The sequence below is a fragment of the Streptomyces sp. BBFR2 genome (assembly GCF_044497305.1).
In the GTDB taxonomy this organism is placed as follows: Bacteria; Actinomycetota; Actinomycetes; order Streptomycetales; family Streptomycetaceae; genus Streptomyces.
In genome coordinates, this window is record NZ_CP172415.1 from 6,260,088 (window position 1) to 6,284,584 (window position 24,497).

At 74.7% G+C, this 24,497-nt stretch carries 23 protein-coding genes; 10 read left to right on the top strand and 13 right to left on the bottom strand.

Annotated elements, in window-relative coordinates:
* Window positions 1–86: 86 nt before the first annotated feature.
* From proP to ACGH2B_RS25795, 3 genes are all read right to left on the bottom strand, one after another.
* Window positions 87–1,595, bottom strand: coding sequence for a glycine betaine/L-proline transporter ProP (gene proP / locus ACGH2B_RS25785; protein ID WP_399097331.1), 1,509 nt, complete (start codon window positions 1,593–1,595; stop codon window positions 87–89).
* 291 nt (window positions 1,596–1,886) lie between these two features.
* Window positions 1,887–2,117 carry a hypothetical protein gene (locus ACGH2B_RS25790; protein ID WP_399094535.1) on the bottom strand — a complete coding sequence of 77 codons (231 nt, stop codon included), beginning with the start codon at window positions 2,115–2,117 and terminating at the stop codon, window positions 1,887–1,889.
* 121 nt (window positions 2,118–2,238) lie between these two features.
* Window positions 2,239–3,777, bottom strand: coding sequence for an AMP-binding protein (locus ACGH2B_RS25795; protein ID WP_399094538.1), 1,539 nt, complete (start codon window positions 3,775–3,777; stop codon window positions 2,239–2,241).
* A gap of 322 nt (window positions 3,778–4,099) precedes the next feature.
* Between ACGH2B_RS25795 and ACGH2B_RS25800 the strand changes: the two genes are divergently transcribed.
* Window positions 4,100–6,190, top strand: coding sequence for a SpoIIE family protein phosphatase (locus tag ACGH2B_RS25800; protein ID WP_399094541.1), 2,091 nt, complete (start codon window positions 4,100–4,102; stop codon window positions 6,188–6,190).
* A gap of 18 nt (window positions 6,191–6,208) precedes the next feature.
* Here the strand turns inward: ACGH2B_RS25800 and ACGH2B_RS25805 are convergent, their stop codons facing one another.
* From ACGH2B_RS25805 to ACGH2B_RS25820, 4 genes are all read right to left on the bottom strand, one after another.
* Window positions 6,209–7,069: a carbohydrate ABC transporter permease gene (locus tag ACGH2B_RS25805; RefSeq protein ID WP_399094544.1), complete on the bottom strand. Its 861-nt coding sequence runs from the start codon at window positions 7,067–7,069 to the stop codon at window positions 6,209–6,211.
* Entirely contained in the window at window positions 7,066–8,040 is a 975-nt protein-coding gene (locus ACGH2B_RS25810) for a carbohydrate ABC transporter permease (protein ID WP_399094547.1), read from the bottom strand. Before ACGH2B_RS25810 ends, ACGH2B_RS25805 begins: the two co-directional genes overlap by 4 nt.
* Window positions 8,021–9,400 (bottom strand): ABC transporter substrate-binding protein, encoded by a 1,380-nt coding sequence (locus ACGH2B_RS25815; RefSeq protein WP_399094550.1) that lies wholly within the window; start codon window positions 9,398–9,400, stop codon window positions 8,021–8,023. Before ACGH2B_RS25815 ends, ACGH2B_RS25810 begins: the two co-directional genes overlap by 20 nt.
* 114 nt (window positions 9,401–9,514) lie before the next feature.
* The gene (locus ACGH2B_RS25820) at window positions 9,515–10,276 is read right to left on the bottom strand and encodes a DeoR/GlpR family DNA-binding transcription regulator (protein ID WP_399094553.1); all 762 of its coding nucleotides are present in this window, start codon (window positions 10,274–10,276) and stop codon (window positions 9,515–9,517) included.
* 494 nt (window positions 10,277–10,770) lie between these two features.
* Here ACGH2B_RS25820 and ACGH2B_RS25825 point away from each other — a divergent pair, with 494 nt between their 5' ends.
* Complete coding sequence (locus ACGH2B_RS25825; protein WP_399094556.1) at window positions 10,771–11,199, top strand: STAS domain-containing protein; 429 nt, start codon at window positions 10,771–10,773, stop codon at window positions 11,197–11,199.
* A gap of 98 nt (window positions 11,200–11,297) precedes the next feature.
* Window positions 11,298–12,023 carry a FadR/GntR family transcriptional regulator gene (locus ACGH2B_RS25830; protein WP_399097334.1) on the top strand — a complete coding sequence of 242 codons (726 nt, stop codon included), beginning with the start codon at window positions 11,298–11,300 and terminating at the stop codon, window positions 12,021–12,023.
* A 260-nt stretch (window positions 12,024–12,283) separates the two neighbouring features.
* Here ACGH2B_RS25830 and ACGH2B_RS25835 read toward each other — a convergent pair whose 3' ends face one another.
* Window positions 12,284–13,435, bottom strand: coding sequence for a LysR substrate-binding domain-containing protein (locus tag ACGH2B_RS25835; protein WP_399094559.1), 1,152 nt, complete (start codon window positions 13,433–13,435; stop codon window positions 12,284–12,286).
* A gap of 471 nt (window positions 13,436–13,906) precedes the next feature.
* On the opposite strand from ACGH2B_RS25835, the gene ACGH2B_RS25840 reads away from it, so the two are divergent.
* From ACGH2B_RS25840 to ACGH2B_RS25850, 3 genes are read left to right on the top strand one after another with little or no spacing between them, the layout of a single operon-like run.
* A complete protein-coding gene (locus ACGH2B_RS25840) occupies window positions 13,907–15,220 on the top strand; it encodes an NAD(P)/FAD-dependent oxidoreductase (RefSeq protein ID WP_399094562.1) in 1,314 nt (437 codons plus the stop codon).
* 21 nt (window positions 15,221–15,241) lie between these two features.
* On the top strand, window positions 15,242–16,642 hold the full coding sequence (locus ACGH2B_RS25845; RefSeq protein WP_399094565.1) for a 2-oxoadipate dioxygenase/decarboxylase family protein: 1,401 nt from the start codon (window positions 15,242–15,244) through the stop codon (window positions 16,640–16,642).
* The gene (locus ACGH2B_RS25850) at window positions 16,639–18,180 is read left to right on the top strand and encodes an aldehyde dehydrogenase family protein (RefSeq protein WP_399094568.1); all 1,542 of its coding nucleotides are present in this window, start codon (window positions 16,639–16,641) and stop codon (window positions 18,178–18,180) included. The genes ACGH2B_RS25845 and ACGH2B_RS25850 overlap by 4 nt, the downstream gene beginning before the upstream one ends.
* A 114-nt stretch (window positions 18,181–18,294) precedes the next feature.
* Here the strand turns inward: ACGH2B_RS25850 and ACGH2B_RS25855 are convergent, their stop codons facing one another.
* Both ACGH2B_RS25855 and ACGH2B_RS25860 read right to left on the bottom strand, forming a co-directional pair.
* Window positions 18,295–19,050, bottom strand: a complete 756-nt coding sequence (locus ACGH2B_RS25855; RefSeq protein WP_399094570.1) for a hypothetical protein — start codon at window positions 19,048–19,050, stop codon at window positions 18,295–18,297.
* The gene (locus tag ACGH2B_RS25860) at window positions 19,047–19,667 is read right to left on the bottom strand and encodes an RNA polymerase sigma factor (protein WP_399094573.1); all 621 of its coding nucleotides are present in this window, start codon (window positions 19,665–19,667) and stop codon (window positions 19,047–19,049) included. The genes ACGH2B_RS25855 and ACGH2B_RS25860 overlap by 4 nt, the downstream gene beginning before the upstream one ends.
* A 559-nt stretch (window positions 19,668–20,226) precedes the next feature.
* On the opposite strand from ACGH2B_RS25860, the gene ACGH2B_RS25865 reads away from it, so the two are divergent.
* Window positions 20,227–21,048, top strand: a complete 822-nt coding sequence (locus ACGH2B_RS25865) for an SAM-dependent methyltransferase (RefSeq protein ID WP_399094576.1) — start codon at window positions 20,227–20,229, stop codon at window positions 21,046–21,048.
* A gap of 64 nt (window positions 21,049–21,112) precedes the next feature.
* Here the strand turns inward: ACGH2B_RS25865 and ACGH2B_RS25870 are convergent, their stop codons facing one another.
* Window positions 21,113–21,736, bottom strand: coding sequence for a TetR/AcrR family transcriptional regulator (locus ACGH2B_RS25870; protein WP_399094579.1), 624 nt, complete (start codon window positions 21,734–21,736; stop codon window positions 21,113–21,115).
* 64 nt (window positions 21,737–21,800) lie between these two features.
* Between ACGH2B_RS25870 and ACGH2B_RS25875 the strand changes: the two genes are divergently transcribed.
* The 3 genes from ACGH2B_RS25875 to ACGH2B_RS25885 are packed head-to-tail and all read left to right on the top strand — an operon-like array spanning window position 21,801 to window position 23,282.
* Window positions 21,801–21,977, top strand: coding sequence for a hypothetical protein (locus tag ACGH2B_RS25875; RefSeq protein ID WP_399094582.1), 177 nt, complete (start codon window positions 21,801–21,803; stop codon window positions 21,975–21,977).
* Between the two features lie 34 nt (window positions 21,978–22,011).
* Window positions 22,012–22,788, top strand: coding sequence for an SDR family oxidoreductase (locus ACGH2B_RS25880; RefSeq protein WP_399094585.1), 777 nt, complete (start codon window positions 22,012–22,014; stop codon window positions 22,786–22,788).
* Between the two features lie 41 nt (window positions 22,789–22,829).
* Entirely contained in the window at window positions 22,830–23,282 is a 453-nt protein-coding gene (locus tag ACGH2B_RS25885) for an SRPBCC family protein (RefSeq protein WP_399094588.1), read from the top strand.
* A gap of 135 nt (window positions 23,283–23,417) precedes the next feature.
* Here ACGH2B_RS25885 and ACGH2B_RS25890 read toward each other — a convergent pair whose 3' ends face one another.
* A complete protein-coding gene (locus tag ACGH2B_RS25890) occupies window positions 23,418–23,837 on the bottom strand; it encodes a PTS-dependent dihydroxyacetone kinase phosphotransferase subunit DhaM (protein ID WP_399094591.1) in 420 nt (139 codons plus the stop codon).
* Entirely contained in the window at window positions 23,834–24,442 is a 609-nt protein-coding gene (dhaL, locus tag ACGH2B_RS25895; protein ID WP_399094594.1) for a dihydroxyacetone kinase subunit DhaL, read from the bottom strand. Before dhaL ends, ACGH2B_RS25890 begins: the two co-directional genes overlap by 4 nt.
* Window positions 24,443–24,497 lie beyond the last annotated feature (55 nt).

A 24,497-nucleotide genomic window follows, 5' to 3' on the forward strand; every position in this document is an offset into this window, starting at 1 on the left:
GGGTCCGCCCGGCACCTGGCCCCTGAGCCCCGCTCCCCGGCCTCCGGAGGGCGGGGCTCAGCGCGCCCGCTTCCGGAGGGCGGGGCTCAGCGCGCCCAGGGGTGGCGCAGCCGGATCCAGATGTCGCGGGCACGGCGTCCGGCCTGGGTCCGGCTGCGGGCGACGAGCTGCTGCGCCTGTTCCTGGGTCTCGACCATCGGGCCGGAGCCGCGCAGCGGCTTGCCCGCCGTCTCGTGCAGGAAGAACGTCGCCACCAGCCCGATGAGCCCCGCCACCATCAGGTAGTACGCCGGGACCATCGTGTCGCCGGTCGCCTGGACGAGCGCGGAGGCGACCAGCGGGGTCGTACCGCCGAAGAGTGAGACGGAGATGTTGAAGGCGATCGACAGGGCGCCGTACCGCAGCCGGGTCGGGAACAGCGCGGGCAGCGTGGCGGCCGAGGTCCCGGCGAAGCAGACCAGCAGCAGGCCCAGGATCAGGCAGCCGAAGGCGGGCAGCAGGATGCCGCCGGCGCGGATCAGCCAGAGCGCGGGCGCCGCCAGCAGGATCAGCGCGATGCTGCCCGCCATGAAGACCGGCCGCCGTCCCCAGCGGTCCGAGGTGCGGCCGACGGTGGTGATGGAGAGCACCACCACGATCATGGTGCCGAGCACCAGCAACTGTGCGGTGAGGTCGTCCTGGTGCAGCGTCTCGGACATGAAGGTCGGCAGGTACGACGTGACCATGTAGTTGGTGACGTTGTAGAGCAGCACCAGACCCATGCAGATGAGGACCGCCTGCCAGTGGCCGGTGAAGATCTCCTTCAGCCGGCCGTGACCGGACTGCCGGGCCACCTCGACGGGGTCGTCGCCGCCCTCGCTGCGGATCTTCTCCGCCTCCTCGTGCGCCGCCTCCGCCTCCTTCCGGAACGCGGGCGTCTCCTCCAGGTGCAGCCGCATGTACAGACCGATCAGCCCGAGCGGCCCGGCGACCAGGAACGGCAGCCGCCAGCCCCAGTCGGTCATCCCGCCGTCGCCGAGCAGCGCGGTGAGCACGGTGACCAGCCCGGAGCCGAGGGAGTAGCCGACGAAGGTGCCGAAGTCGAGCCAGCTACCGAGGAAGCCGCGCCGTTTGTCGGGCGCGTACTCCGCGATGTACGTCGTGGCGCCCGCGTACTCGCCGCCGGTGGAGAACCCCTGGACGAGGCGGCAGACCAGCAGCAGGAGCGGGGCGGCGAAGCCGATGGCCCCGTAGGTGGGCAGGAAGCCCACCGCGAAGGTGCTGATCGCCATCATGATCATGGTCGCGGCGAGGACGCGTTTACGGCCGATGCGGTCGCCGAGCGGCCCGAAGACCAGTCCGCCCAGCGGCCGGACGAGGAAGGCGGCGGCGAAGGTCGCGAACGCGGAGACCACCTGCGCGCCGGGGGAGCTGGCGGGGAAGAAGACCTTGCCCAGTGTCCCGGCGAGGTAGGCGTAGACGCCGAAGTCGAACCACTCCATGGTGTTGCCGAGTGCGGCGGCGGAGACCGCGCGGCGGACCTGGGGGCGGTCGGCGACGGTGACGTCCGCCGCGCTCAGAGCGTTCTTGCGGCGGCGCAGCAGGATGCGGAGCAGGCGGTCGTTGGTGGCGCTGCCGCCGCGGGCGCTCCGCTCCCGCCGGGGCTGCGGTGCACGGCGTCCAGGGGTCATGTCACCCCGTCCATGACGATGTCGAGAGGATCATTACGACGGATTATTGCCCGCAATGCCCCATTCCGGAGTGGTCTCATCGGCGCAGCGTGTCGCCCACCGGAGGGGCGCCGTACGGGAAGCGGGCCGCCGGAGGGGCGGCACGCGAACCGGCCGCCACCCGCGGGGGTGGCGGCCGGTTCCGTACCCGGTGCGCTCAGGGGGCCGGACGACGGGTTACTTCCACTCGTCCTTCCAGGCGATGCCACCGCCGTAGCAGCCCTCGCCGAAGATCGGGTTGCCGTTGATGATGGCGGCGCCGAGGCCGCAGGAGCCGAACCTGGCTTCGCCGCTGGAGTGGGTGGAGTGGTGGTCGTCGTTCCCGCCACCGGCCATGGCGGAACCGGCGCCCCCGAGGACGAGAGCGGCGGCGAGAGCGGTGGCGGAGAGGGCGGCGCGCATGCGCATGAAGACTCCTCGCGAGAGTGCGGTGGATGTGATCGCTTCACAGATCACCCCGGCCTGCCGCCCCCGAAACGTGACCGCACCCCGTGCTCGGCCGATCGCGTGGCCGATTCCCCCGGCGAGGTCAGCGCGCGGCCGCGGCCTCCTCCGCCGCCGTCCGCAGCAGCTTCTTGTCGGGCTTGCCCGCGTCGGTCAGCGGCAGCGCGTCCAGGAAGGTGATCCGCGCCGGTTCGTACATCGCGCCGCGGGTGTCGCGGACCAGGGCGCGCAGCCGCGCCTCGTCGACGTCCGCGCCGGGCGCCCGGACGACGGCGGCGTGCACCCGCTCCGTCCGGTCGCTGTCGCGGACGCCGAAGACCGCGCTCTGCAGGACCTGCGGGTGGGTGTTGAGCAGGTCCTCCAGCTCGGTGGTGTACACATGGCCGCCGACCACGACGATCATGTCCTTGATCCGGTCGACGATGGTGACGTAGCCGTCGGCGTCGACGAAGCCGACGTCACCGGTGCGCACCCAGCCGTCCCGCATGACCTCGGCGGTCAGCTCCGGCTGCTTCCAGTAGCCCTGCATGGTCATACCGGAGCGCACGCACAGTTCGCCCTGCTCGCCGGTGGGCAGGTCGCGGCCGTGCTCGTCGCGGACGGCGACCTCCACGCCGGGGATGATCCTTCCGGCCGAGCGGAGCCGCTCGGGGCGGGCCGGGTCGTGATCCTCGGGGGTGAGGATGCTGACGCCGCCGGCCTCGTTCTGGCCGTAGACCTGCATCAGTACGGGGCCGAAGCGCTCGATGGCGTCCGCGAGGCGGGCGGGCGACGCCTGGCAGCCGCCGTACGTCAGGTGGGTCAGGCTGCTGGTGTCGGTGGTCGCCGCGGCGGGGTCGTCGATGAGCTGGTACAGCAGCGGCGGCAGCAGGAAGAGGTGGGTGATCCGCTCGCGCTCGATGGCGGCGAGGGCCTCGGCGGGGTCGAAGTCGTCGAGGAGGACGACGGCGCCGCCCGCGTTCAGGACGGCGTCCGCCAGGTGCCCGGCGGCGTGCGCGAGGGTGGTGCAGACGAGCTGGCGGGGTGTGGTGTCGCCGAAGAAGGCGTCGCGGGACCAGCGGCCCTGGTCGAACGTGCTGCAGATGCCCTTGGGGTGGCCGGTGGTGCCGCCGGTGTGGCGGATGGCGCAGATGTCGTCGGGGCGGGCCTGGCTCGCCACCGGCTCGGCGCTCTGTGCGGCGGCCAGTTCCAGCAGGTCACTGCCGGTCTTGGCGGGGCCGAGCACCAGCACGTCCGGGCCCGGCGCCAGCTCCGTCAGCTCGGCGGCGCGTTCGGCCAGGCGCGGGTCGACGATCAGCGTCCGGGTCTCGACATCGCGGATGATGGCGGCCTGGGCGGCGGCGGAGAGCTTGTTGTAGAGGTGGTTGACGCAGCAGCCCAGGAGGCCGGCGGCGTAGCGGGCGGCGATGACCTCGGGGATGTTGCCGCTGAGCATGGTGACCGTGTCGCCGCGGGTCACGCCCCGGGCGCGCAGGGCGCGGGCGAGGCGGTGGACGAGGTCGCGCAGCTCACCGCCGGTGATCCGGCGGCCTTGGTGGATCAGGATTTCGCGCCCCGGGTCGGCGGCGAGGACATCGAGGTTCTCCTCGATGTGGGTACGGAACGGCGCGGCGGCTGCGGACATGGGGGGATCCTCCTGGGGCCGGCGCGAGGCGCGCGGGCGGGTGGCGAAGGCGGATAATTAGTTGCTAGAGGCAACTAAAAGGAGAGTAGTGGTTCGCCCGCCCCGCCTCCCAATCCGAGGGGCAAGATTCGGACGCCTTCCGCGGCGCCCCGCCCCCGGACGGCAAGGCGTCCGGAGCCCGCCGCGCGGCTCCACCGGGCCGCCGCCCCCGCCTGGCCATGGCCGACTCGGTGCCCGCGAGGGATGATGGTGCGCAGCGCAGCACGGCGGAAAACGGACGGTGCCCCGGGCGCCGCCCGTGCCCGGCGGAAGGAGTGCCTGGATGGGGGAGACCGACGCGTTCCCCGGCGACACGGGCCCCGCCGGGGAGGTACCGGCGGACGCGGGCGGCCTTCTCGACGCGCTGGGCGTGGCCGCGGTGGTGCTCGACGCCCGGGGCCGCATCACGCTGTGGAGCCCCCAGGCGGAAACCCTCTTCGGCTGGAGCGCCGCGGAGGCGCTGGGCCGCCCCGCCGCCCAACTGCTGGTACCGCCCGAACACACCGAGCTGGTTCTCCGCCTCTTCGCCCAGGTCATGGCCGAAGGCGCCACCTGGGCCGGCTCCTTCCCCGTCCGGCACAAGGACGGCAGCATCCGCCTCGTCGAATTCCGCAACATGCGCCTCACCGACGCCGAGGGCCGCTCCTACGCCCTCGGCATGGCCTGCGACCGCCAGTTGCTGCGCCGCACCGAACGCGACCTCGCGCTCTCCGTCCGGCTCGTCGCCCAGTCCCCGATCGGCCTCGCCGTCCTCGACACCGACCTGCGGTACGTCATGGTCAACCCGGCGCTGGAACGCCTCAACGGCCAGCCCGCGGGCGCCCAGCTCGGGCTGCGCCCCGACGCCTGCCTGAGCTTCCTGGACACCGGCATGCTGATGACCAGCATGCGCGAGGTCCTCGCCACCGGCGTCCCGCGCCTGGACCAGGTCACCGTCGGCCGCCCGCCCGACGACCCCGGCACCGAACACGCCTGGTCCGTCTCGCACTACCGGCTGGAGGGCCCCGGCGGGCAGGTCCTGGGCGTGGCCTCCTCGGTCCTCGACGTCACCGACCACCACCGCGTCACCACCGAAGCCGCCCGTGCCCGCCGCCGCCTCGCCGTCATCGCCGACGCCTCCGCCACCGTCGGCACCACCCTCGACGTGGACCGCACCGCCCGCGAACTCGCCGACGTCGTCGTCCCGGAGCTGGCCGACCTCGCCGCCGTCGACGTCCTCGACTCCGTCCTGGACGGCCGCCGCCCCCTCCCGCCCGTCCCCGACGGCCCCGTACGCTTCCGGGCGCTCGCCGTCGCCAGCGCCCGCCCCACCGAGGCGGAGCAGGCGCTCGACCCGGCCGGACAGCTCGCCGCCTACGACGCCGAGCGCGTCATCACCCGGTGCGTGACCACCGGCCGCCCGGTGCTCCTGGCCCGCGTCCGCCCCGCCGACCTGCCGCGGATCGCCGCCGACGCCCGCGGCGCCGCCGCCCTGGCGCGCGGCGGACTCCGCTCCTACCTCGGCGTCCCGCTGATCGCCCGCGGCGACGTCCTCGGCGCCCTGTCGCTCTACCGCGTCCGCAACGACGTCCCGTTCGACGAGGACGATGTGGTGCTCGCCGTCGAACTCGCCGCCCGCGCCGCCGTCTGCATCGACAACGCCCGCTCGTACCAGAGCGAACGCCGCACCGCGCTGACCCTCCAGCGCCATCTGATGAGCCAGGCGCCCGCCCGGCCCGCCGGGATGACCCTCGCCCACCGCTACCAGCCGGCCCACGCCGCCGGGGAGGTCGGCGGCGACTGGTTCGACGCCATCACGGTCGCCGGCGACAAGACCGCCCTCGTCGTCGGCGACGTCATGGGCAGCGGCATCAACGCGGCGGCCACCATGGGCCAGTTGCGCACCACCACCCGCGCCCTCGCCGACCTCGACCTGCCGCCCGCCGAGGTGCTGAGCCACCTCGACCACGCCGCCGCCGGACTCGACCCCGCCTTCGCCACCTGCGTCTACGCCGTCTACGACCCGCACGCCGGGGAGTGCCGGATGGCGAGCGCCGGGCATCTGCCGCCCGTCGTCGTCCGCCCCGGACCGCGGCCCGTCCTCATCGAGCTGCCGACCGGCGCCCCGCTCGGCGTCGGCGGCGTCCCCTTCGAGCAGACCACCGTCCCGCTGCACCCCGGCGACCGTCTGGTGCTCTACACCGACGGACTGGTGGAGACCCGCGACACCGCCATCGACCGCCGCATCGACCGCCTCACCGAACTGCTCACCACCCCGTACGAGGACCTGGAGGAGCTGTGCGACCAACTGCTGGCCCGGCTGCGTCATCCGCACGACCACGACGACGTCGCCCTGCTCGTCGCCCACGCCACGGGGCTGCCCCCGCGCGCCTGAACGCGCGGGGGCACGGCGCTACTTGACCGCGCCCAGGGACAGGCCCTGCACCAGCTTGTCCTGGGCGGCGAAACCGGCCGCCAGCACCGGCAGCGAGATCACCGTGGCCGCCGCGCAGACCTTCGCCAGGAACAGGCCCTGGCTGGTGACGAAGCCGGTCAGGAAGACCGGCGAGGTGCCCGCCACCACACCGGTCAGCACCCGCGCGAAGAGCAGTTCGTTCCAACTGAAGATGAACGAGATCAGCGCGGTCGCCGCCATCCCGGGCATGGCCACCGGGCCGACGATCCGCAGCAGCGTGGTGGCGAGCCCCGCGCCGTCCAGCGACGCCGCCTCCAGCATCTCCACCGGCACCTCCGCGAGGAACGACCGCATCATCCACACCGCGATCGGCAGGTTCATCGAGGTGTAGAGGAGGACCAGCAGCCAGATGTTGTCCAGCGTCCCGGTGTGCTGCGCGACGAGATAGACCGGCAGCAACCCGGCGACCAGCGGCAGCATCTTCGTCGACAGGAAGAAGAACAGCACATCGCTCCACTTGCGCACCGGCCGGATCGACAGCGCGTACGCCGCCGGGACGGCGAGCGCCAGCACCAGCAGGGTGGACACCACCGACGCGGTCAGCGAGTTGAGCAGCGGCGGCCAGGGGCTGAGCCCGCCGCCGCCCGCGCCGAAGAACTCCCGGTAGCCGTGGAGCGTCAGCGGGGCGGTGAGCGACGGCGGGTTGGTCGCCGCGTCCTGCTCGCCGTGCAGGGAGGTGAGCACCATCCAGGCGACCGGCAGGAAGAACGCGATCCCCGCGAGCCAGGCCACCAGCCCCAGCAGACCGTTGACGCGGCGCCGGCGCCGCAGGGGGACGGGCACGGTGGACGTGGTCATCGGGTGATCTCCTCGCGGAGCAGGGACGAGACGGTACGCAGTGCGAAGGTCGCGACCAGCAGCGAACACACCACGACCACCACCCCCTGCGCGGACGCCCGGCCGTAGTCATGGGCCTGGTAGAAGGTCTGATAGAGGGTGTACGGCAGGTTGGCGGTGCCCAGCCCGCCCGAGGTGATGGTGAACACCGCGTCGAAGTTCTGCACCACGTACACCGTGCCCAGCAGCGCCGCCAGCTCCAGATAGCGGCGCAGATGCGGCAGCGTCAGATGGCGGAAGATCGCGAACGCCCCGGCGCCGTCCATCCGCGCCGCCTCGATCGCGTCCGCCGGCCGGGACTGCAGCCCGGCCAGCAGGATCAGCATCATGAACGGCGTCCACTGCCAGATCAGCGCGGTCTCGACGGCGGCCAGCGGCGAGGACGTCATCCAGTCCGGCTGCGGCGCGCCGTCACTGCCGAACAGCCGCCACACCGCGGTCAGCACCCCGTTGAACAGGCCGTACGACGCGTTGTACAGCGCGTGCTTCCACAGCAGCGCGGCGGCCACCGGCACCACCAGGAACGGCGTGATCAGCAGCGTGCGGACCAGCCCGCGGCCGAAGAACTTCCGGTCCAGCAGCAGCGCCAGGCCCAGCCCCAGCACCAGGCTGACCAGGACCACCGTCACCGTCAGCAGCACGGTGGTCAGGACCGAGGCGCGCAGCGCCGGATCGGTGAAGACCGCGGCGTAGTTGTCGAAGGCGGCGAAGCCGCGGCGGTCGGGGGCGAGCGCGTTCCACCGGGTGAAGGAGAGCACCACCGTCGCCACGAACGGCAGTTGGGTCACGACGATCAGGAAGACCAGCGCGGGCAGCAGCGGCGCGCGCCGCGCCCACTCCTTCGCCCGCCGGGCGGCGGCGCCCCGTACGGGCGTCGCCCCGTCACCGGACGCGGCGGCCGGCCGCACGGTCTCAGCGGTCGGTGTAGGCATCGGACACCTCCTGGGCGAGCCGCCGGCTCTCGGCGAGGGCGGCGGCCACGCTCTGCTTGCCCGCGATGGCCGCGCTGATCTCCTGGGACACCTTCGTGCCCAGGTCGGAGAACTCGGGGATGCCGACGAACTGGATACCGGGCGCCGGACGCGGCTGCACCCCCGGATCGCGGGGCCGCGCGGTGCGGATCGCCTCCTCCGTCGCGGCGGCGAAGGCACCGGACTCCTTGCGGTAGGCCGGGTCGCGGTAGAGCGAGGCGCGTTTGCCGCCCGGCGTCCGCGACCAGCCCAACTCCTTTCCGGCCAGCCGCTCGTAGCCCTTGCCGGACGCCCAGGAGACGAACTTCCAGGCGGCGTCCTGATGACGGCTCGCCTTCTGCACGCCCCAGGCCCAGGTGTAGAGCCACCCCGAACTCTTCGTCCGCTCCACCGGCGCCGGTACGTAGCCAATCTTCCCGGCGACCTTGGAGCCCTCGCTCTCCAGCGACCCGGCACCGGCCGTCGCGTCGTACCACATGGCGACCTTGCCCTGCTGCATGTCGTTGAGGCACTCGGTGTAGCCGGCCTGCGGGGCGCCCGCCTCGCCGTGCTCACGTATCAGGCCGACGTAGAACTGTGCGGCGCGGGTGAACTCGGGGGAGTCGACGCGCGGCTTCCAGTCCTTGTCGAACCAGGTGCCGCCGAAGGTGTTGACGACGGTGGTCAGCGGCGCGGCCAACTGACCCCAACCGGGCTGGCCGCGCAGGCAGATGCCCTTCATGCCCTTGCGGGAGCCGTCCAGCTTCGCGGCGAGCGAGGCGACCTGACGCCACGTCGGGTGCGCGGGCATCGTCAGCCCCTCGGCCGCGAGGACGTCCTTGCGGTACATCAGGAACGACGACTCGCCGTAGAACGGCTCGGCGTAGATCTTCCCGTCGGCCGCGGTCAGCGAGGAGCGGACCGGCGCCAGGATGTCGTCCTGGTCGAACTCCGGGTCCTTCGCGGCGCGTTCGCCCAGCGGGGAGAGCCAGCCGTTGCGGGCGTAGATCGGCGTCTCGTAGTTGCTGAGGCTGGCGACGTCGTACTGGCCGGCCTGGCTGGAGAAGTCCTGGCTCATCTTGTCGCGCAGATCGTCCTCCGGCAGCAGCGTGAAGTGCACCTTGATGCCGGTTTCCGCGGTGAAGTGCCGGGCGGTCAGCCGCTGGAGGTCCACCATCTGCGGGTTGTTGACCATCAGGACGTTGATCGTGTCGCGGCCGTCGTTGCCGGTGTCACCGGCGCCGCGGTAACAGCCGGTGGTGGTGGCCGCCAGCGCCAGGGCGACGGCGGCCGGTGCCGCCGCCGTGCGGAGCCGGCGGATTCCGGGGGAGCGTGCTCTCACGTCGTACCTTTCTGGACGTGTCCGGGCGGCCGCGCCCGGGGACGCGGCGGCCCGCACGGGGGAGGGGCGGCCGGCGGGCCGCGGCGGGACGGGGTGAGGGCCGGGCGCTCGGGGTCAGACCCGGAGCACCTGGGGCCCCAGGAGGGAGTAGCGGTGGGCCTCCGGCGCGGACAGCCCCGCGTCGGTGACGACGGTGTGCACGTCCTCGATCTGACCGAACCGGCAGAAACTGCTCGCCCCGAACTTGCTGTGCACCCCCACCAGCACCCGCCGCCGAGAGGACCGCACGGCCTGCTCCTTGACCTCGGCGACCGCCGGATCGGGCGTGGTCAGACCGTGTTCGCGGGAGATGCCGTTGGCGCCGAGGAAGGCCAGGTCGATGACGAAGCGGGCGAGCATGTCCCGCGCCCAGGAGCCGACGGTCGCCTGCGTCCCGGCGCGGACCCGGCCGCCGGCCAGCAGGACGGTGGCGGACTCGTTCGCCGACACCAGGGAGGCGGTGCGCAGCGACGGGGTGATCACGGTCAGCGGCCGGTCGGCCGGGAGGAGCCCGGCGATCAGCTCCGGGGTGTACCCCTCGTCGACGAAGACCGTCTCCGCCTCCCCGAGAAGCTGCGCCGCGGCCGCCGCGATCCGGCGCTTCTCGGGGACCTGCTGGGTCTCCCGCCGCGCCAGCGTCGTCTCGAACCCGGCGCTCTCGACCGGATAGGCGGCGCCGTGGGTGCGCCGCACCAGGCCGCGCCGCTCCAGCTCGCTCAGGTCCCGCCGGACGGTCTCCCGGGCGACGCCGAACTCCTCGGCGGCGTCGGCCACCTCCACCCGGCCGGTCTGCCGGGCGAGCACGAGGATCCGGTGCTGGCGTTCCTCGGCCCTCATGGCTCACTCCTGCGCTGTACGTCGGCCCGCTCGGGCACGGATCAGGGGGGCGCGTGCCGATCCGTTCGGTCATGGACCTGCCCGTTTCTGCCCGCCCGAGGTTTATAGCAACCGTTCCGGGGCCTCTCGCTGCCCGTAGTGCGACAAAAGTTGCCCGTTTCTGCCCGTGCCGTTCCGCCCCACGGCGGCCTCGTCGGCCGGCCGCTGCCCGTTTGGCCGCTCCGGGCGGTCCGCGGACATCTGCGGGCGCACGGACCCCGGCGAATTCCGGCCGGACCGGCTGACCGAATCGCTCCCGAATGATCGTAAAAGATCATCGAAGGCGCTGAATGATCACTCATGTCAAAGGTTCGGTGCGCCCCGGGACAGGCTCTGAGCGGCGGCGGAACGCCCGCTCGCACCGCCGCCGCCCGGCCCGCCCGCCGGGGTACGCCCCGGGCGCCCCTCCGGCCGCGGCGGCGGGGCCCGCGGCCGGGCCGCTTACGCTGGACGGCATGAGTGCGGATATGCGGTCGCTGGCGGTCACGGCGCTCGTCCAGGGGGACGAGTGTGCGGTGCTGCGTGTCACGGGGGAGCTGGACCTCCGCACCGAACAGGCATTTCTCGCCGAGGCCCGGTCCGTCGTCTCCGCCGGGCACCGCTTCCTCGTGCTCGATCTGACCGCACTGCGCTTCTGCGACTCCCGCGGTCTGAGCTGCCTGCTCGCCCTGGAATGGCTCTGCCGCCGCCTGGAGGGCCGTCTCCTCCTCGCCTCCCTCGGTATGCGGATGCTGCGCCTGCTGGTGGGCACCCAGTCGCTCGGCGTCTTCTCCTGCTACCCGACCGTCGGCCACGCCCTCGCGGCCGTCCCGCAGGCCAGCCGCCCCGTCTGGCCCCCCGAGCCGGAGGGCCCGCAGACCCCCGAGGCCCCGGCCCCCGCCTGACCGGAGCCCCGGCTCCACGGCCCCGGCCGCGTCATGTCCGGTTGATACGCTGCGCCGGGCCGCAACGGGGAGAGGGGCATCAGGTGCCGGGTGCTGAGGTGGCGCAGGCGCGCCGCGGACGGTCGTCGCTCCGCGAGAAGGTCGCGGACGGGATCAAACGGCACATGCTCACCCACCGGATGCGCCCCGGCGATCCGCTGCCCACCGAGTCCGAACTCTGCGCCGCCCTCGGTGCCAGCCGCTCCAGCGTCCGCGAGGCGGTCAAATCGCTCGCCGCGCTCGACCTCGTCGAGGTCCGCCACGGCCACGGCACCTACGTCGGCGGACTGGGCCTGTCGGCGCTGGCCGAGAGCATGACCTTCCGCGGACTGCTCAGCCCCGACGACGCCTTCCGCGCCTACGCCGACCTCGTCGACGTCCGGGAACTCTTCGAACGCGGCAACGCCGACGGCATCGTCACCGCCCTGACCCCCGCCCACCTCGACACACTGGACGGTCTGGTCGCGGAGATGGCCCGCCACCCCGCCGGCACCGACGGCTTCGTCGCCGCCGACCGCGCCTTCCACGCCCTCCTCGCCGAGCCCCTCGGCAACGACCTCATCAGCCAGCTCACCCAGGTGCTCTGGGACAGCTACGCGACCGTCGGCCCGCAGCTCGACATGGCCACCCTCGACGACGAACGCCAGACCCTCGCCGCCCACCGCGCCATCGCCGACGCCGCCCGCTCCGGCGACGCGGGCGCCTTCGCCGCGGCGATCGGAGCGCACTACGCGCCGGTACGGGGACGGGTCGCCGCGGCGCGGTCGGCGGCGGGGCGCGCGTAGCGGCTGATGGCGGCGGTCGGCGCCTTACGGCGGTGAATGACGGTTGGCGCCTGACGGCGGGTGATTGACGGCCGGCGCCTGACCGCCGGTGGTCGCGGTTGCAGGGTGGAGCGCCCGTACGGGTCTTTGGATACCGGCCGCGCTCGGGTGGGGCGCCTGTCCGGCCTGCGGTGCCGGGCCTCGCTCCGGTGCGCCGCCCGCGCGGTCCGCGGTGCGGCCTCGCCCGGGCGCGGCGCCCGTCCGGTCGCCGGTGCCGGGCGTCACTTTGGTGCGTCGCCCGCGCGGTCCGCGGGCCCGGGCGGCCTCCGCGCCCCCTCCGGCCCCGGGGGATCCGCCGGGTCATCCGCGCCGTCCGTGCCGGGAGCCCCGGGGACGCCGTCCGTGCCGGGAGCCCCGGGGACGCTGTCCGCTCCGGCCGCGCCCGGGAACGCCGTGGCGCCGCCCGGCCCGGGGAGCGTCCCCGTACCGCCGTCCGGCCCGTCCGCTTCCCGCGGTCCCGCCCCGTCCGGCGGTGCCGTGCGGTCGCTCAACGCCGTGATCAGTGCGGCGACCGGTGGGCGGTGACGGGCCACCGCGTCCACGGCGACCACGAGGTGCCGCTCCAGGGCGTCCGCCAGCGGCACCACGGTGATGCCCGCCGACCGCAGCCGCAGCATCAGCTCCGTCACCGGGGCCACGCCGAGACCCGCCGCGACCATCGCCAGGGACACCGCCGTATCGGTCACCTCGTGCGCCACCCGCGGCTCGAACCCGGCGCGGCGGCACGCGGTGCGCACCGCCCGCCCGTAGTGCGACGCGGGCGCGGGCAGGATCCACGCCAGCTCCGCCGCCCGCGCCAGCCGCAGCGTGCCGTGCGCCGCCCCCGGGGGCGGGCACCGGGACGGCACCGCCAGCGCGAACCGCTCGGTGCGCAGCCGCACCAGCTCCACCTTGCCGTCGCGCGGCAGCGGCGCGTCCGGATAGTCCAGGCCCAGCGCCAGATCGACCCGGCCCGCGCCCACCTCCGCGTACGCCTGATCCACGTCCACCTCGCGGCTCACCACCCGTACCGCCGGATGGCGGGCGCGCAGCCGGTGCAGCGCCGGGGGCAGCAGCGCCGCCGCGGCGCTGCCGAAGACCCCCAGCACCAGCCGCCCGGCCACCTCGCCCCGGCCGCGCTCCAGCGCCGCCAGCGCCTCCGCCTGCGCCGCGAGGATCCGCCCGGCGTGCACCGCGAGGGTCCGCCCGGCGTCGGTCAGCTCCACCCGGCGGCCCGCCCGCCGCACCAGCCGCGCGCCGGTGGCCCGCTCCAGCGCGGCGATGTGCTGCGACACCGCCCCGGGCGTGTACCCCAGCGCCGCGGCCGCCGCCGTCATCGTGGCGCCGCGGGCCAGCTCCAGAAGCGTTCTGAGCTGCGGCCCCGGAAGTTCCATGGCGCCAATCTACGGGCGCGCGGTCCGCCGGGGGAGAGGGCACGGAGGCCACCGCGCCCCGGCCGCTCGGCACGGTTTCAAAGATCACCTGGACGCCGCCCGGGTACCGCCGGACGACCGCGCGGCACGGCTCCGAGGCCACATGGCCCCCGCCGCGTACCGTCCGGCCGACCTCTCGGCACGGCTCAAAGGCCATATGGGAACTGCCGCGTACCGTCCGGCCGACCTCTCGGCACGGCTCAAGGATCACGCGGCCGCCGCCGCATGCCGCCCGCACCGACCGCGCAGCACCGCTCAAAGATCACCTGGAGCAACTCTCCATGGACGTACGGCCGCCCGGGGCCCCACCATCGAGGCACCCGGGGCGCGCCACGGTGCCGCCCCGGACCCGCCGGGCGGCGCCACCCGGCGGCGCACCGCTCCCGCACCACCGCACCCCTCTCAGGTACCGGACGACGGGAAGGCGACCCGATGGCTCCCACCGCAGACCGGCCCCGGACCCCGGATCAGGAACCGGACCGGCGGCACGAACCGACGCCCCCTCAAGGCCCGGGGCCCGACGGCCCCACCGCTCCCGCCCGCCACCCGGCCGCCCCGCTCCCCGGGCCCGCCGGTCCCCTCCCCGACCAGGCCGACGTCGTCATCGTCGGCGGCGGCGTCATCGGCGCGGCCATCGCCTTCCACCTCGCCGAGGCGGGCGCCGGGTACGTCCTCCTCCTCGAACGCGACCACCCCGCCGCAGGGTCCTCCGGCAAACCCCTCGGCGGTGTCCGCGCACAGTTCTCCGATCCGCTCAACATCCGCCTCGGACAGCGCAGCCTCGACGCCTGGCGCGACTTCGCCCGCCGCCCCGGCGCCGACATCGGACTGGAACACACCGGCTACCTCTTCCTCCTCGGCGACGCCGCCGAACGCGACCTCTTCGCCGAGGGGATCGCCCTCCAGAACTCCCTCGGCGTCCCCAGCCGCCTGATCACCCCGCGCGAGGCCCACGCCCTGTGCCCGTACGCCGACCCGGACACCCTCGTCGCCGCCGCCTACTCACCCGCCGACGGCTACGCTCGCCCCGAGGCCGCCGTCACCGGCTATCTGCGCGCCGCCCGCCGCCTCGGCGCCCGCGTCCGCACCCACTGCCCGGTCACCGCCGTCGATCCCGCCGCCGCCCCCGGCCTCCAGGCGGTCCACACCCCGCACGGCACCGTCCGCACCCCCGTCCTGATCTGCTGCGCCGGCGCCTGGTCCGCCGCCGTCGGCGAGATGGCCGGGGCGCACCTGCCCGTCACCCCGCTGCGCCGCCAGATCGCCCTCACCGGACCGCTCGACCCGGCCCCGCCCCGTATCCCCTTCACCCTCGACTTCGGCTCCACCCTCTACTTCCACAACGACGCCGCCGGCGGTCTCCTCCTCGGCCTCTCCGACCCCGCCCAGCCCCCGGGCTTCGACCGCACCTTCACCCGCGAATGGCTCACCCCCTTCCGCGCCGCCGCGGCCCGCCGCGCCCCCGCCCTCGCCTCTCTCCCGGTCCGCGACGGCTGGGCCGGGCTCTACGAGATGACGCCGGACCGCAACGCCCTGATCGGCGAGGCCGAACGCGCCCCGGGCCACCAGGGACGGTTCCTCTACGCCACCGGCTTCTCCGGTCACGGCTTCCTCCAGGCACCCGCCGTCGGCGAGATCGTCCGCGATCTGTACCTGCGCCGCACCCCGTTCCTCGACGCCACCCCGCTCTCCGCCGCCCGCTTCGACGGCGCCGCACCCGTCCGCCCCGAGGCCCACATCATCTGACCGTCCCCTGGAGGCTCCCGTATGGTCCCCACCTGGCGGCTGCGCGCCGCCTTCGCCCGCCGCCTGTCCGCCATGTACGGCGCGGAGGTCCCCGCGTACACCACGCTCCTCGACGTGACCGCGCGGATCAACGAGGAGACCGTGCACCGCGACGGGCACCCCGGACACCTCGGCGGACTCGACCGCGTCACCGCCGAACGGCACGGCGCCATCCGCGTCGGCACCCCGGACGAACTCCGCCAGGCGGCCCGGATCTTCGCCGCGTTCGGCATGCACCCCGTCGGCTTCTACGACCTGCGCGACGGGCCCGGCGCCGTCCCCGTCGTCTCCACCGCCTTCCGCCCCCTCGACGCCGAGGAGCTGGAGCGCAACCCGTTCCGCGTCTTCACCTCCCTGCTCACCCCCGACGACCGCCGCTTCTTCGACGAGGACCTCGCCCGCCGCCTCGCCGCCTTCCTCGGCCACCGCACCCTCTTCCCGCCCGAACTCCTCACCCTGGCCGCCCGCGCCGAGGAAGCCCGCGGCCTGCCCGAAGCGGACGCCGACCGCTTCCTGACCCTCGCCACCGACGCGTTCGCGCTCTCCGCCGAGCCCGTCGACCGCGCCTGGTACGAGGAGCTGTCCGAGGTCAGCGCCGTCGCCGCGGACATCGGCGGGGTCACCACCACCCACCTCAACCACCTCACCCCGCGCGTGTTGGACATCGACGCGCTCTACCGGCGGATGACCGCCCACGGCATCACCATGATCGACCGCATCCAGGGCCCGCCCCGCTGGGACGGCCCCGACGTCCTGCTCCGCCAGACGTCCTTCCGGGCGCTCGCCGAACCCCGCGCCTTCCGCGAGATCGACGGCCGCGTCACCGACGGCACCCTCCGCGTCCGCTTCGGTGAGGTCGAGGCCCGCGGCATCGCCCTCACCCGCACCGGCCGCGCCCGCTACGACGCCCTCACCGCCTTGACCGACCGCCGCACGGCCGAGGCGGGCGGCACCGCCGCCGACCACGCCGCCACCGCCCGCGCCGTCTGGGAAGCCGGCTTCCCCCGCACCGAACGCCAACTCGCCGCCGACGGCCTGGCGTTCTTCACCTACGCCCCCGCCCCCGCCCGCCCCCGCGACGGCCGCCGCCCGCCCGACGGCCTCGCCGCCCTCCTCGACCAGGGCTGGCTGACCGCCCGCCCGATCGTCTACGAGGACTTCCTGCCGCGCTCCGCCGCCGGGATCTTCCGCTCCAACCTCACCCGCGACACCACCCGCACCGCCGACCGCACCGCCGCCCCCTACGACGCCGACCGCCTCGCCGCCGCCCTCGACCGCCCCGTCCACGACCCGTTCGCCCGCTACGCCGACCGCAGCCTCACCACCCTGCGCCGGGCCCGCCGCGCCCTGGGCCTCGACCCGACCCCCGAGGAGTCCGCATGAGCCACCCCACCACCGACGCCCTCCGCGACCGGGCCGCCGCCGCCCTCGCCCGCTGCGGCGCCCCCACCGCCCTCGACCCGGCCGCCACCGTGACCGGCGCCGCGCTCACCGCCCGTACGCCGCTGACCGGCGGTGCCCTCGGGACGCTGCCGGCCACCTCGGCCGACGCGGCCGAGGACGCGCTCGCCGCCGCCACCCGCGCCTTCCACATCTGGCGCACCGTCCCCGCGCCCCGCCGCGGCGCGCTCGTCAAACGGCTCGGCGCGCTGCTCGACGCCCACCGGGACGACCTCGCCGACCTGGTGACCGTCGAGGCGGGCAAGATCCGCTCCGAGGCGCTGGGCGAGGTCCGCGAGATGACCGACATCTGCGACTTCGCGGTGGGCCTCTCCCGCCAGCTCTACGGCCGCACCATCGCCGGGGAACGCCCCGGCCACCGCCTCACCGAGACCTGGCACCCGCTCGGCGTCACCGGCGTCATCTCCGCCTTCAACTTCCCCGTCGCCGTCTGGTCCTGGAACGTCGCCCTCGCCCTCGTCTGCGGCGACCCCGTCGTCTGGAAACCCTCCGAACTCACCCCGCTCACCGCCCTCGCCTGCACCGCCCTGCTGGAGCGGGCCGCCGCCGACACCGGCGCGCCGGATGGCCTGCACCATCTGCTGCTCGGCGGCCCCGACCTCGGCGCGCTCCTCGCCGACGACCCCCGGGTGGCGCTGCTCAGCGCGACCGGCTCGGTGCGGATGGGCCGCGCCGTCGCCCCCCGCGTCGCCGCCCGCTTCGGCCGGACCCTGCTGGAGCTGGGCGGCAACAACGCCGCCGTCGTCGCCCCCTCCGCCGACCTCGACCTCGCCGTCCGCGGCATCGTCTTCGCCGCCGCCGGCACCGCGGGCCAGCGCTGCACCACCCTGCGCCGCCTGATCGTCCACGAGGACGTCGCGGACAGCCTGCTGCCGCGGATCGCCGACGCCTACCGCGGCCTGACCGTCGGCGACCCGTTCGCCGCGGACACCCTCGTCGGACCGCTCGTCCACCGCGCCGCCCGCGACGCCATGGACGGGGCGCTGGCCGCCGCCCGCCGCGACGGCGGCACCGTCCTCGCCGGCGGCGAGCCGTGCCTGACCCGCGAGGCACCGGACGCCGCGTACGTCCGTCCCGCGCTCGTCCGGATGGACCGGCAGACCGACATCGTCCGCACCGAGACCTTCGCCCCGATCCTCTACGCGCTGACCTACCGCACCCTGGACGAGGCCATCGCGCTCAACAACGCCGTCCCGCAGGGCCTTTCGGCCGCGATCTTCACCCGTGACCAGCGGGAGGCCGAGCGTTTCCTCGCCGCCGACGGCTCCGACTGCGGCATCACCAACGTCAACCTCGGCACCTCGGGCGCCGAGGTCGGCGGCGCGTTCGGCGGCGAGAAGGAGACCGGCGGCGGCCGCGAATCGGGCTCCGACGCCTGGCGCGGCTACATGCGCCGCGCCACCACCACCGTCAACTACTCCGACGCGCTCCCGCTCGCCCAGGGCGTCACCTTCCTGTGACCCCGCCGCGCCCGGGCGGGAGCGCGGCGCCCCGCCCGGCACGCGACCGCCCGCCCGGGGCCCGCCGACGTGTGGCCGACAGACGGCGACGGCGGGCCCCGGGGCGCGGACCGCTCAGCGGGCTCCGCCCAGATCCCGTACCAGCGTCGGGGAGGGGTGCGGGATCTCCCCGAAGTCCTCGTCGTCGCAGTCCACCGTCAGCCGGTTGATGACGCTCTCCAGCGCGGGCGGCAGCGTCGGCGCCAGCCCGCTGTGCCACTGCACCAGGAGGTTGTGACGGGCGGCGTCCGGCAGCAACTGCCGGGTGTCGAACGCGGGGATCTGCCGCCGCTCCTCGTCGGGGGAGTGCACCGCCTGCTCCCGCCAGTACGCCGCGTCCCGGAACTCGCCGTTGCGGCGGTGCGCCAGATAGAGGCAGTACGCCGCGGTCCGGCTGCCCGCCCCGGCGCCGAAGTGCCACCAGAAGTGCGCCGCCTCGCTCCGCCCCGTGATGTGCAGCAGACACGCGAAGACCAGCGCGCCCTCCGGATCGATGCGGTGGTCGTCCACCAGCCGCTCCAGACTGGCCGCCGCCGCCGCGGCGTTCACCACCAGCGCGCAGGCCAGCTCCAGCTCGTGCGTCGCCTCGTCCCGCGCGCTGGGATACGCGCTGGGCGCGCCCCGCTCCGGGCGGACCGCCGGGAAGGTATCGGGCTCCGCCGCGCGCCCCGCCCCCGGGACATCGCCGTCCAGCAGCCCGAAACCGTCGAGGACGCCCCGGTCGTCCAGCTCCCCGAACCCCTCCAGACCGTCGATACCGGCGACCGCCGCGGCGGCGTCGAGCAGCGCCTCGACGGTGTCGCGCCGCCCGGTCCCGTAGGTGGATGTCATGGCCCGTTCCCCCTCGCGTTTCCCTGATCCATTCCGAGTGCCGTGGCGAGCCTGCGTCTGCCCCGGCTGGCGTGTGAGCGGACGGTGGCCTCGTCGACGTCCAGCAACGCCGCGATCTGCGCGTCGTCGTACCCGATCACATGCCGCAGCACGATCACGTCGCACTGCCGCTCCGGCAGCCTGGCGATGGCCGCGTACAGCCCCAACTGGCTCTCCAATAACGCGAACTGTGCCTGGAACTCCCGCAGCAGCGCCTTGGTGACGACCGCGAAGGCCGCGGTCTCGGTGAGCGCGGTGGGCTGCCGGTGGTCGTAGAGCCACTCCACGACGCACTCCTTGAGGAGCGCCCAGGCGAACGCCTCCACCGACGCCTGCCGCAGCGCGTGCGGCCACACGGCGGCCAGCCGGCGGAAGGCACCGCGCGTCACCTCGACGGCCGCGTCGCGTCCCCCGGTGTGCAGATAGGCGTACTTGATCCATTTGCGGGCGTGGGTGGCGTGGAACGCCTCGTAGGACAGCGAGAGCTGACGGTCCGTATCCGTGTCCGTGCCCGCTCCGCCGCCCGCGTCCGGCTCCTCCGTCGTCCCGGGTGCGCGCGGGGCGGTGTACCGGCTCATGTACGCCCCTCACGCGCGGGCCGGGGATGTCGCTTCCGGGCGCGGCGGCGCGCCCCGCGTGCGCCGGTGGCGGGAGGGGAGCGCACAAGGGGTGCGGCGGGGTCGGGGGCAGGGGACCGCCGGGCCCCGCGGGCCCTTCGCCGGGCCGCCGCCGGATGGGCGTGCGCCCCCGGATCTGCGGGCGGGAGCCGGTGCCGGTATGCGCTCACGAGCCGTCCTCGTTCCGTTGGCCGTGCACCGCCGTTCCCGGTGCGCCGGAGGGCGGGGGAGCGGCGGGAGGACGGTTGTCCTCCCTTCCAATCAACAGGAAAGCGCACCCATTTGTGGCACGGGGCCGGAAGAAATCCGTCCCCGGGTATTCATATGACCGCGGGTGCCCCTGTCATGGGCGCCGCGCGCCTCCGCGCGCCCCGCGCACACCGTCCGCCCCGGCGTGCGCCCCGGCCGGTCCGGGTGCCGCGGCCCGGTCCACATGAACGGTGACGGGGCCGCGGCACGGTGCCACAATCGATCTTGGCCGCCGGTGCGGCGGTCCGCCGACAGGGGAGGCTGGCACACGATGAGCGACCACAGCGCGTCCGGGGTGGACCTGCAGTTGGACCGGGCCCATTCGGCCCGTATCTACGACTACTTCCTCGGCGGCAAGACCAACTTCCTGGCCGACCGGATGGCGGCCGGAAGCGTCCTCGGGGTCTTCCCCGGCGCGCTGGTCGCCGCCCGCATCAACCGCGAGTTCATGCACCGTGCCACCCGCTTCCTCACCGAGTCGGGCATCCGCCAGTTCCTCGACATAGGGACCGGCATCCCCACCTCGCCCAACCTCCACGAGATCGCGCAGTCCGTGGCGCCCGACACCCGCGTCGTCTACACCGACAACGACCCGATCGTCCTCGCCCACGCCGCCGCCCTGCTCCACAGCACCCCCGAGGGCCGCACCGCCTACGTCCAGGCCGACGCCCACGACCCGGGCGGCATCATGGCGGCCCCCCAGCTCCTGGAGGCGCTGGACCTCACCCGCCCGGTGGGCCTGAGCCTGAACGCCCTGATGCACTTCGTCACCGACGACGGCCGGGGCCGGGCCCACGCCATCGTCGAGACCCTCAAGGACGCGGTGCCCAGCGGCTCCACCCTCGCCATGACCCACGCCACGCAGGACTTCGCCCCCGAGGTGATGGGCAAGGTCATCGAGATCTACGGCGAGGCCGGGACCGCTCTGCAGTTCCGTACGCGCGCGGAGTTCGCCCGCTTCTTCGACGGCTGGGAGCTGCTGGACCCGGGCATCACCCTCTCCCACCAGTGGCGCCCGGAGAGCCCCGAGGACGCCACCCATGTCACCGACGCCGAGGCGGCCTGCTACGCGGCCATCGCCCGCAAGCCGTGAGACGTGAGACGTAATCCGTGAGCCGCGAGCCACGGCCCGGTGGCCGCACCGCCGAGCGCGGTGGTCACCGGTCCGCGGCCGCGCCCCTGAGCTGGTCGAGCCGGAGGAACACCAGCGCGCGGCGCATCAGGTCGACGAGTTCCTCCGGCTCCTCCTGCCAGGCCCAGTGCTCCATGGTGACGGTGAACGCGTCGAGCACCGCGACCGTCAGCAGCCGGACCTCCAGACTGTCGGCGGGGGCGCCCACGCGCGGCGCCAGCGCGGGCGCGAGCCGTTCCTGCATCTCCCGTCCCGCGGCGAGCCAGCGCGCCTTCAGGGCGGGGACGGTGCCCAGGACCCGGACCAGCCGGCGGGCCCGGGCCGCGTCCTCCAGACGCCGCTCGGCCGTCGCCGTACCGAAGGACGCCTCGACGGCGGTGAGGAGCGGCTCGTCGGCCGGATGTGCCGTCAGGACGTCGACGAGCTGACCGACGCCGGAGGCGAAGAGGGGGGTGAGGGCGTCCTCCTTCGCCGGGCAGTAGCGGTAGAAGGTGCGCGGGGAGACGCCCGCGGCCGAGGCGATGTCCTCGACCGTCGTCGCGTCGTAGCCGCGGTCGGCGAACAGGGCCGCCGCGGCCTCCGCGATCTCGATCCGGGTCCGAAGACGCCGCTGTTCCGTCAGGGACGGACGGCCCCGCGCTGCCGCCATGGTGTGTGCTCCTCGCCGTGTTCCACCCGGCCCTCATTGTCCCAGAACAAATTATTGGCACGCCATGCCAAAAAAGCGTATGTTCCTCGACGACCCATCAGCGGCCGGGTGCGGCGGCCCGCTCGTCCGCCGCGCCCGGCTGCCGCGCCACGCCCTCAACGCCACCCCGCACGCCCAGGTGCCCGGCGACGCCGCGTCGCTCGGGGACGGCCGGCGGCGTGCGGTGACCGGCGGTCGGTGAACGTACGACGTCAGCGTCAGCGAAGGAGCCGTCCATGTCCCGCACCTACCTCATCACCGGAGCCGCCTCCGGCATCGGCGAGGCCACCGCCACCTGGCTCAGGGAGCGGGGGAACACCGTCATCGGCGCCGACCTCCGGGACGCCGACATCGTCGCCGACCTCGCCACCCCCGAGGGCCGGGACCATCTGGTCCGCAGGGCGGGCGAGTTGAGCGGGGGGCGGCTCGACGCCGTGATCGCCGGTGCCGGCCTCGGCGCCTTCGAACCGCGCACCGTCAGCGTCAACTACTTCGGCGCGGTCGCCACCTTGGAAGGGCTGCGCCCCCTGCTGGCCGCCGGAACGGACCCGCGCGCCGTCACCATCGCCTCGATCGCCGCCGTCCACCCGCACGACCCGGCCATCGCCGACGCGGCGCTCGCCGGTGACGAGGAAGCGGCGCTGGCCGCCGCCCGTGCGGCGGTCGACCGGGGCGAGGAATACGCGATCTACGGCTCGACCAAGGCCGCCCTCGCCCGGTGGGTCCGCCGCACCGCGGTGACCGCCGACTGGGCGGGCGCCGGCATCCCCCTCAACGCCATCGCCCCCGGCACCGTCGTCACCCCCATGACCGAACCCATGCTGGCCCGCCCCGACCTGCGCGAGGTCATCGACCGGACCGTCCCCATGCCGCTCCACGGCCACGCCCGCCCGGACCGGATCGCGCCCCTCCTGGCCTGGCTCACCTCCTCCGAGAACGAGCTGGTCACCGGCCAGGTCGTCTTCATCGACGGCGGCGCCGACGCCGTACTGCGCGGCGACAGCGCGTGGTGAGCCGGGGAGACCGGCCGGCCGCGGCCACCGGAGGGCCCGCCGTGCGCACCCTCGCCCGTACGGCCGTCGTGACCGCCGGGCCCGATGACGTCTGGCGGGTCGTCGGAGAGTTCGGCGGCCTCGCCGACTGGCATCCGCTGCTGCCGCCTTCGGTGATCGAGGACGGCGCCGACCCCGAGACGCCGGGGGCGGTGCAGGCGTTCTCCGTCGACGGCCGGGTGGTCATCCGCGAACGGCTTCTGGCGAAGGACGACGCGCGCCGGATGCTCCGCTACACCATCGAGGAATCCGCCGTCCCCGTCTCCCGCTACGTCGCCACCCTCTCCGTGCACCCGCACGCCGCGGGCGCCGTGATCCGCTGGGCCGCGACGTACGAGGCCGCCGACGCCGTCGTCCCCGAGATCGAGCGGCACTTCGGCGACGTCATCTACGCCACCGGCCTGGAAGCCCTCCGGGCACGCTTCGCCCGGCCCGCCCGAGTCCCGCCCGCCTGAGTCCCGGCAGGTCCCGCGCGAGGCCGAAGACGCGGGGCCGCGACGGGCACGGGCCCGCGAAGGGCGTACGCCCGCGCGCCGCCGCTCCCGCCCGGACCCCGGCGGCCGCCGACGCGGGCGGCCGCCGGGCCCGGCTCACTCCTTGCGGTAGCCGTACGCCTCGCCGGCCGCGGCCGCCACCGCCGTCAGGTCGGCGCCCGCCGACGCGGTGACCACCGCGGCCACCGCGCCCTCCAGGAACGGCGCGTCCACCAACCGCGCCCCGTCGGGCAGTTCGTCGCCCTCCGCCAGCATCGCCTTCACCGTCAGCACCGCGCTGCCCAGATCGACGAGGACCGCGACGCCCGCGCCGCCGTCCACCGAACGCGCCGCCTCGGCGATCAGCTCCGAGCTGGTGCCCAGCCCGCCGTCGGGGGTGCCGCCCGCCGGGGCCACGGGCGCCGTCGTCCCGCCGCCCGCAAGCCCCGTGGCGAGCGCCGCCACCGCCTCCGCCACCGGCCCGCTGTGCGACACCAGCACGACGCCGACCGTCCCGGCCACCGCCCGCCCCGTCACCGCGCCACCTCCGCGAACGCCGCGAACAGCAGCGCCGACGACGCCGCCCCGGGATCCTCATGACCGATGCTGCGCTCCCCGAGATAGCTGGCGCGTCCCTTACGGGCCTGGAGCGGTACGGTCGCCCGCGCGCCCTCCGCGGCCGCGTCGGACGCCGCCGCGAAGCCGTCCGCCAGCGCGGTGACCGCCGGGTCCAGCGCGTCCAGCATCGTCTTGTCGCCCGGCGCCGAGGAGCCGAGCTGACCGACCGCGTCCACCCCGGCGCGCAGCGCGTCCCGCAACTGCCCCGGATCCACCCGCTCCGCGTCGCCGAGCGTCTTGCCGGTCCGCCGCAGCAGGGTGCCGAACAGCGGACCGGACGCGCCGCCGACGGTGGAGACCAGCGTCTTCCCCGCCGCGACGAGGACGGCGCCGGGCGTCGCCGGCGCCTCCTTCTCCAGCAGGGCGCGTACGGCGGTGAAGCCGCGCTTGAGGTTGCTGCCGTGGTCGGCATCGCCGATCGCGGAGTCCAGCTCGGTGAGGCGATCGGCCTCCCGGTCGACGGCGGCGGCGACCGCCGCCAGCCACCGGACGAAGAACGCGGCATCCAGGGCCGTTTCGGACACGTGACTCTCCTCTGCTCGTGGCGCTGCGCGCACCACGGACGGTACGGGCCCCCGG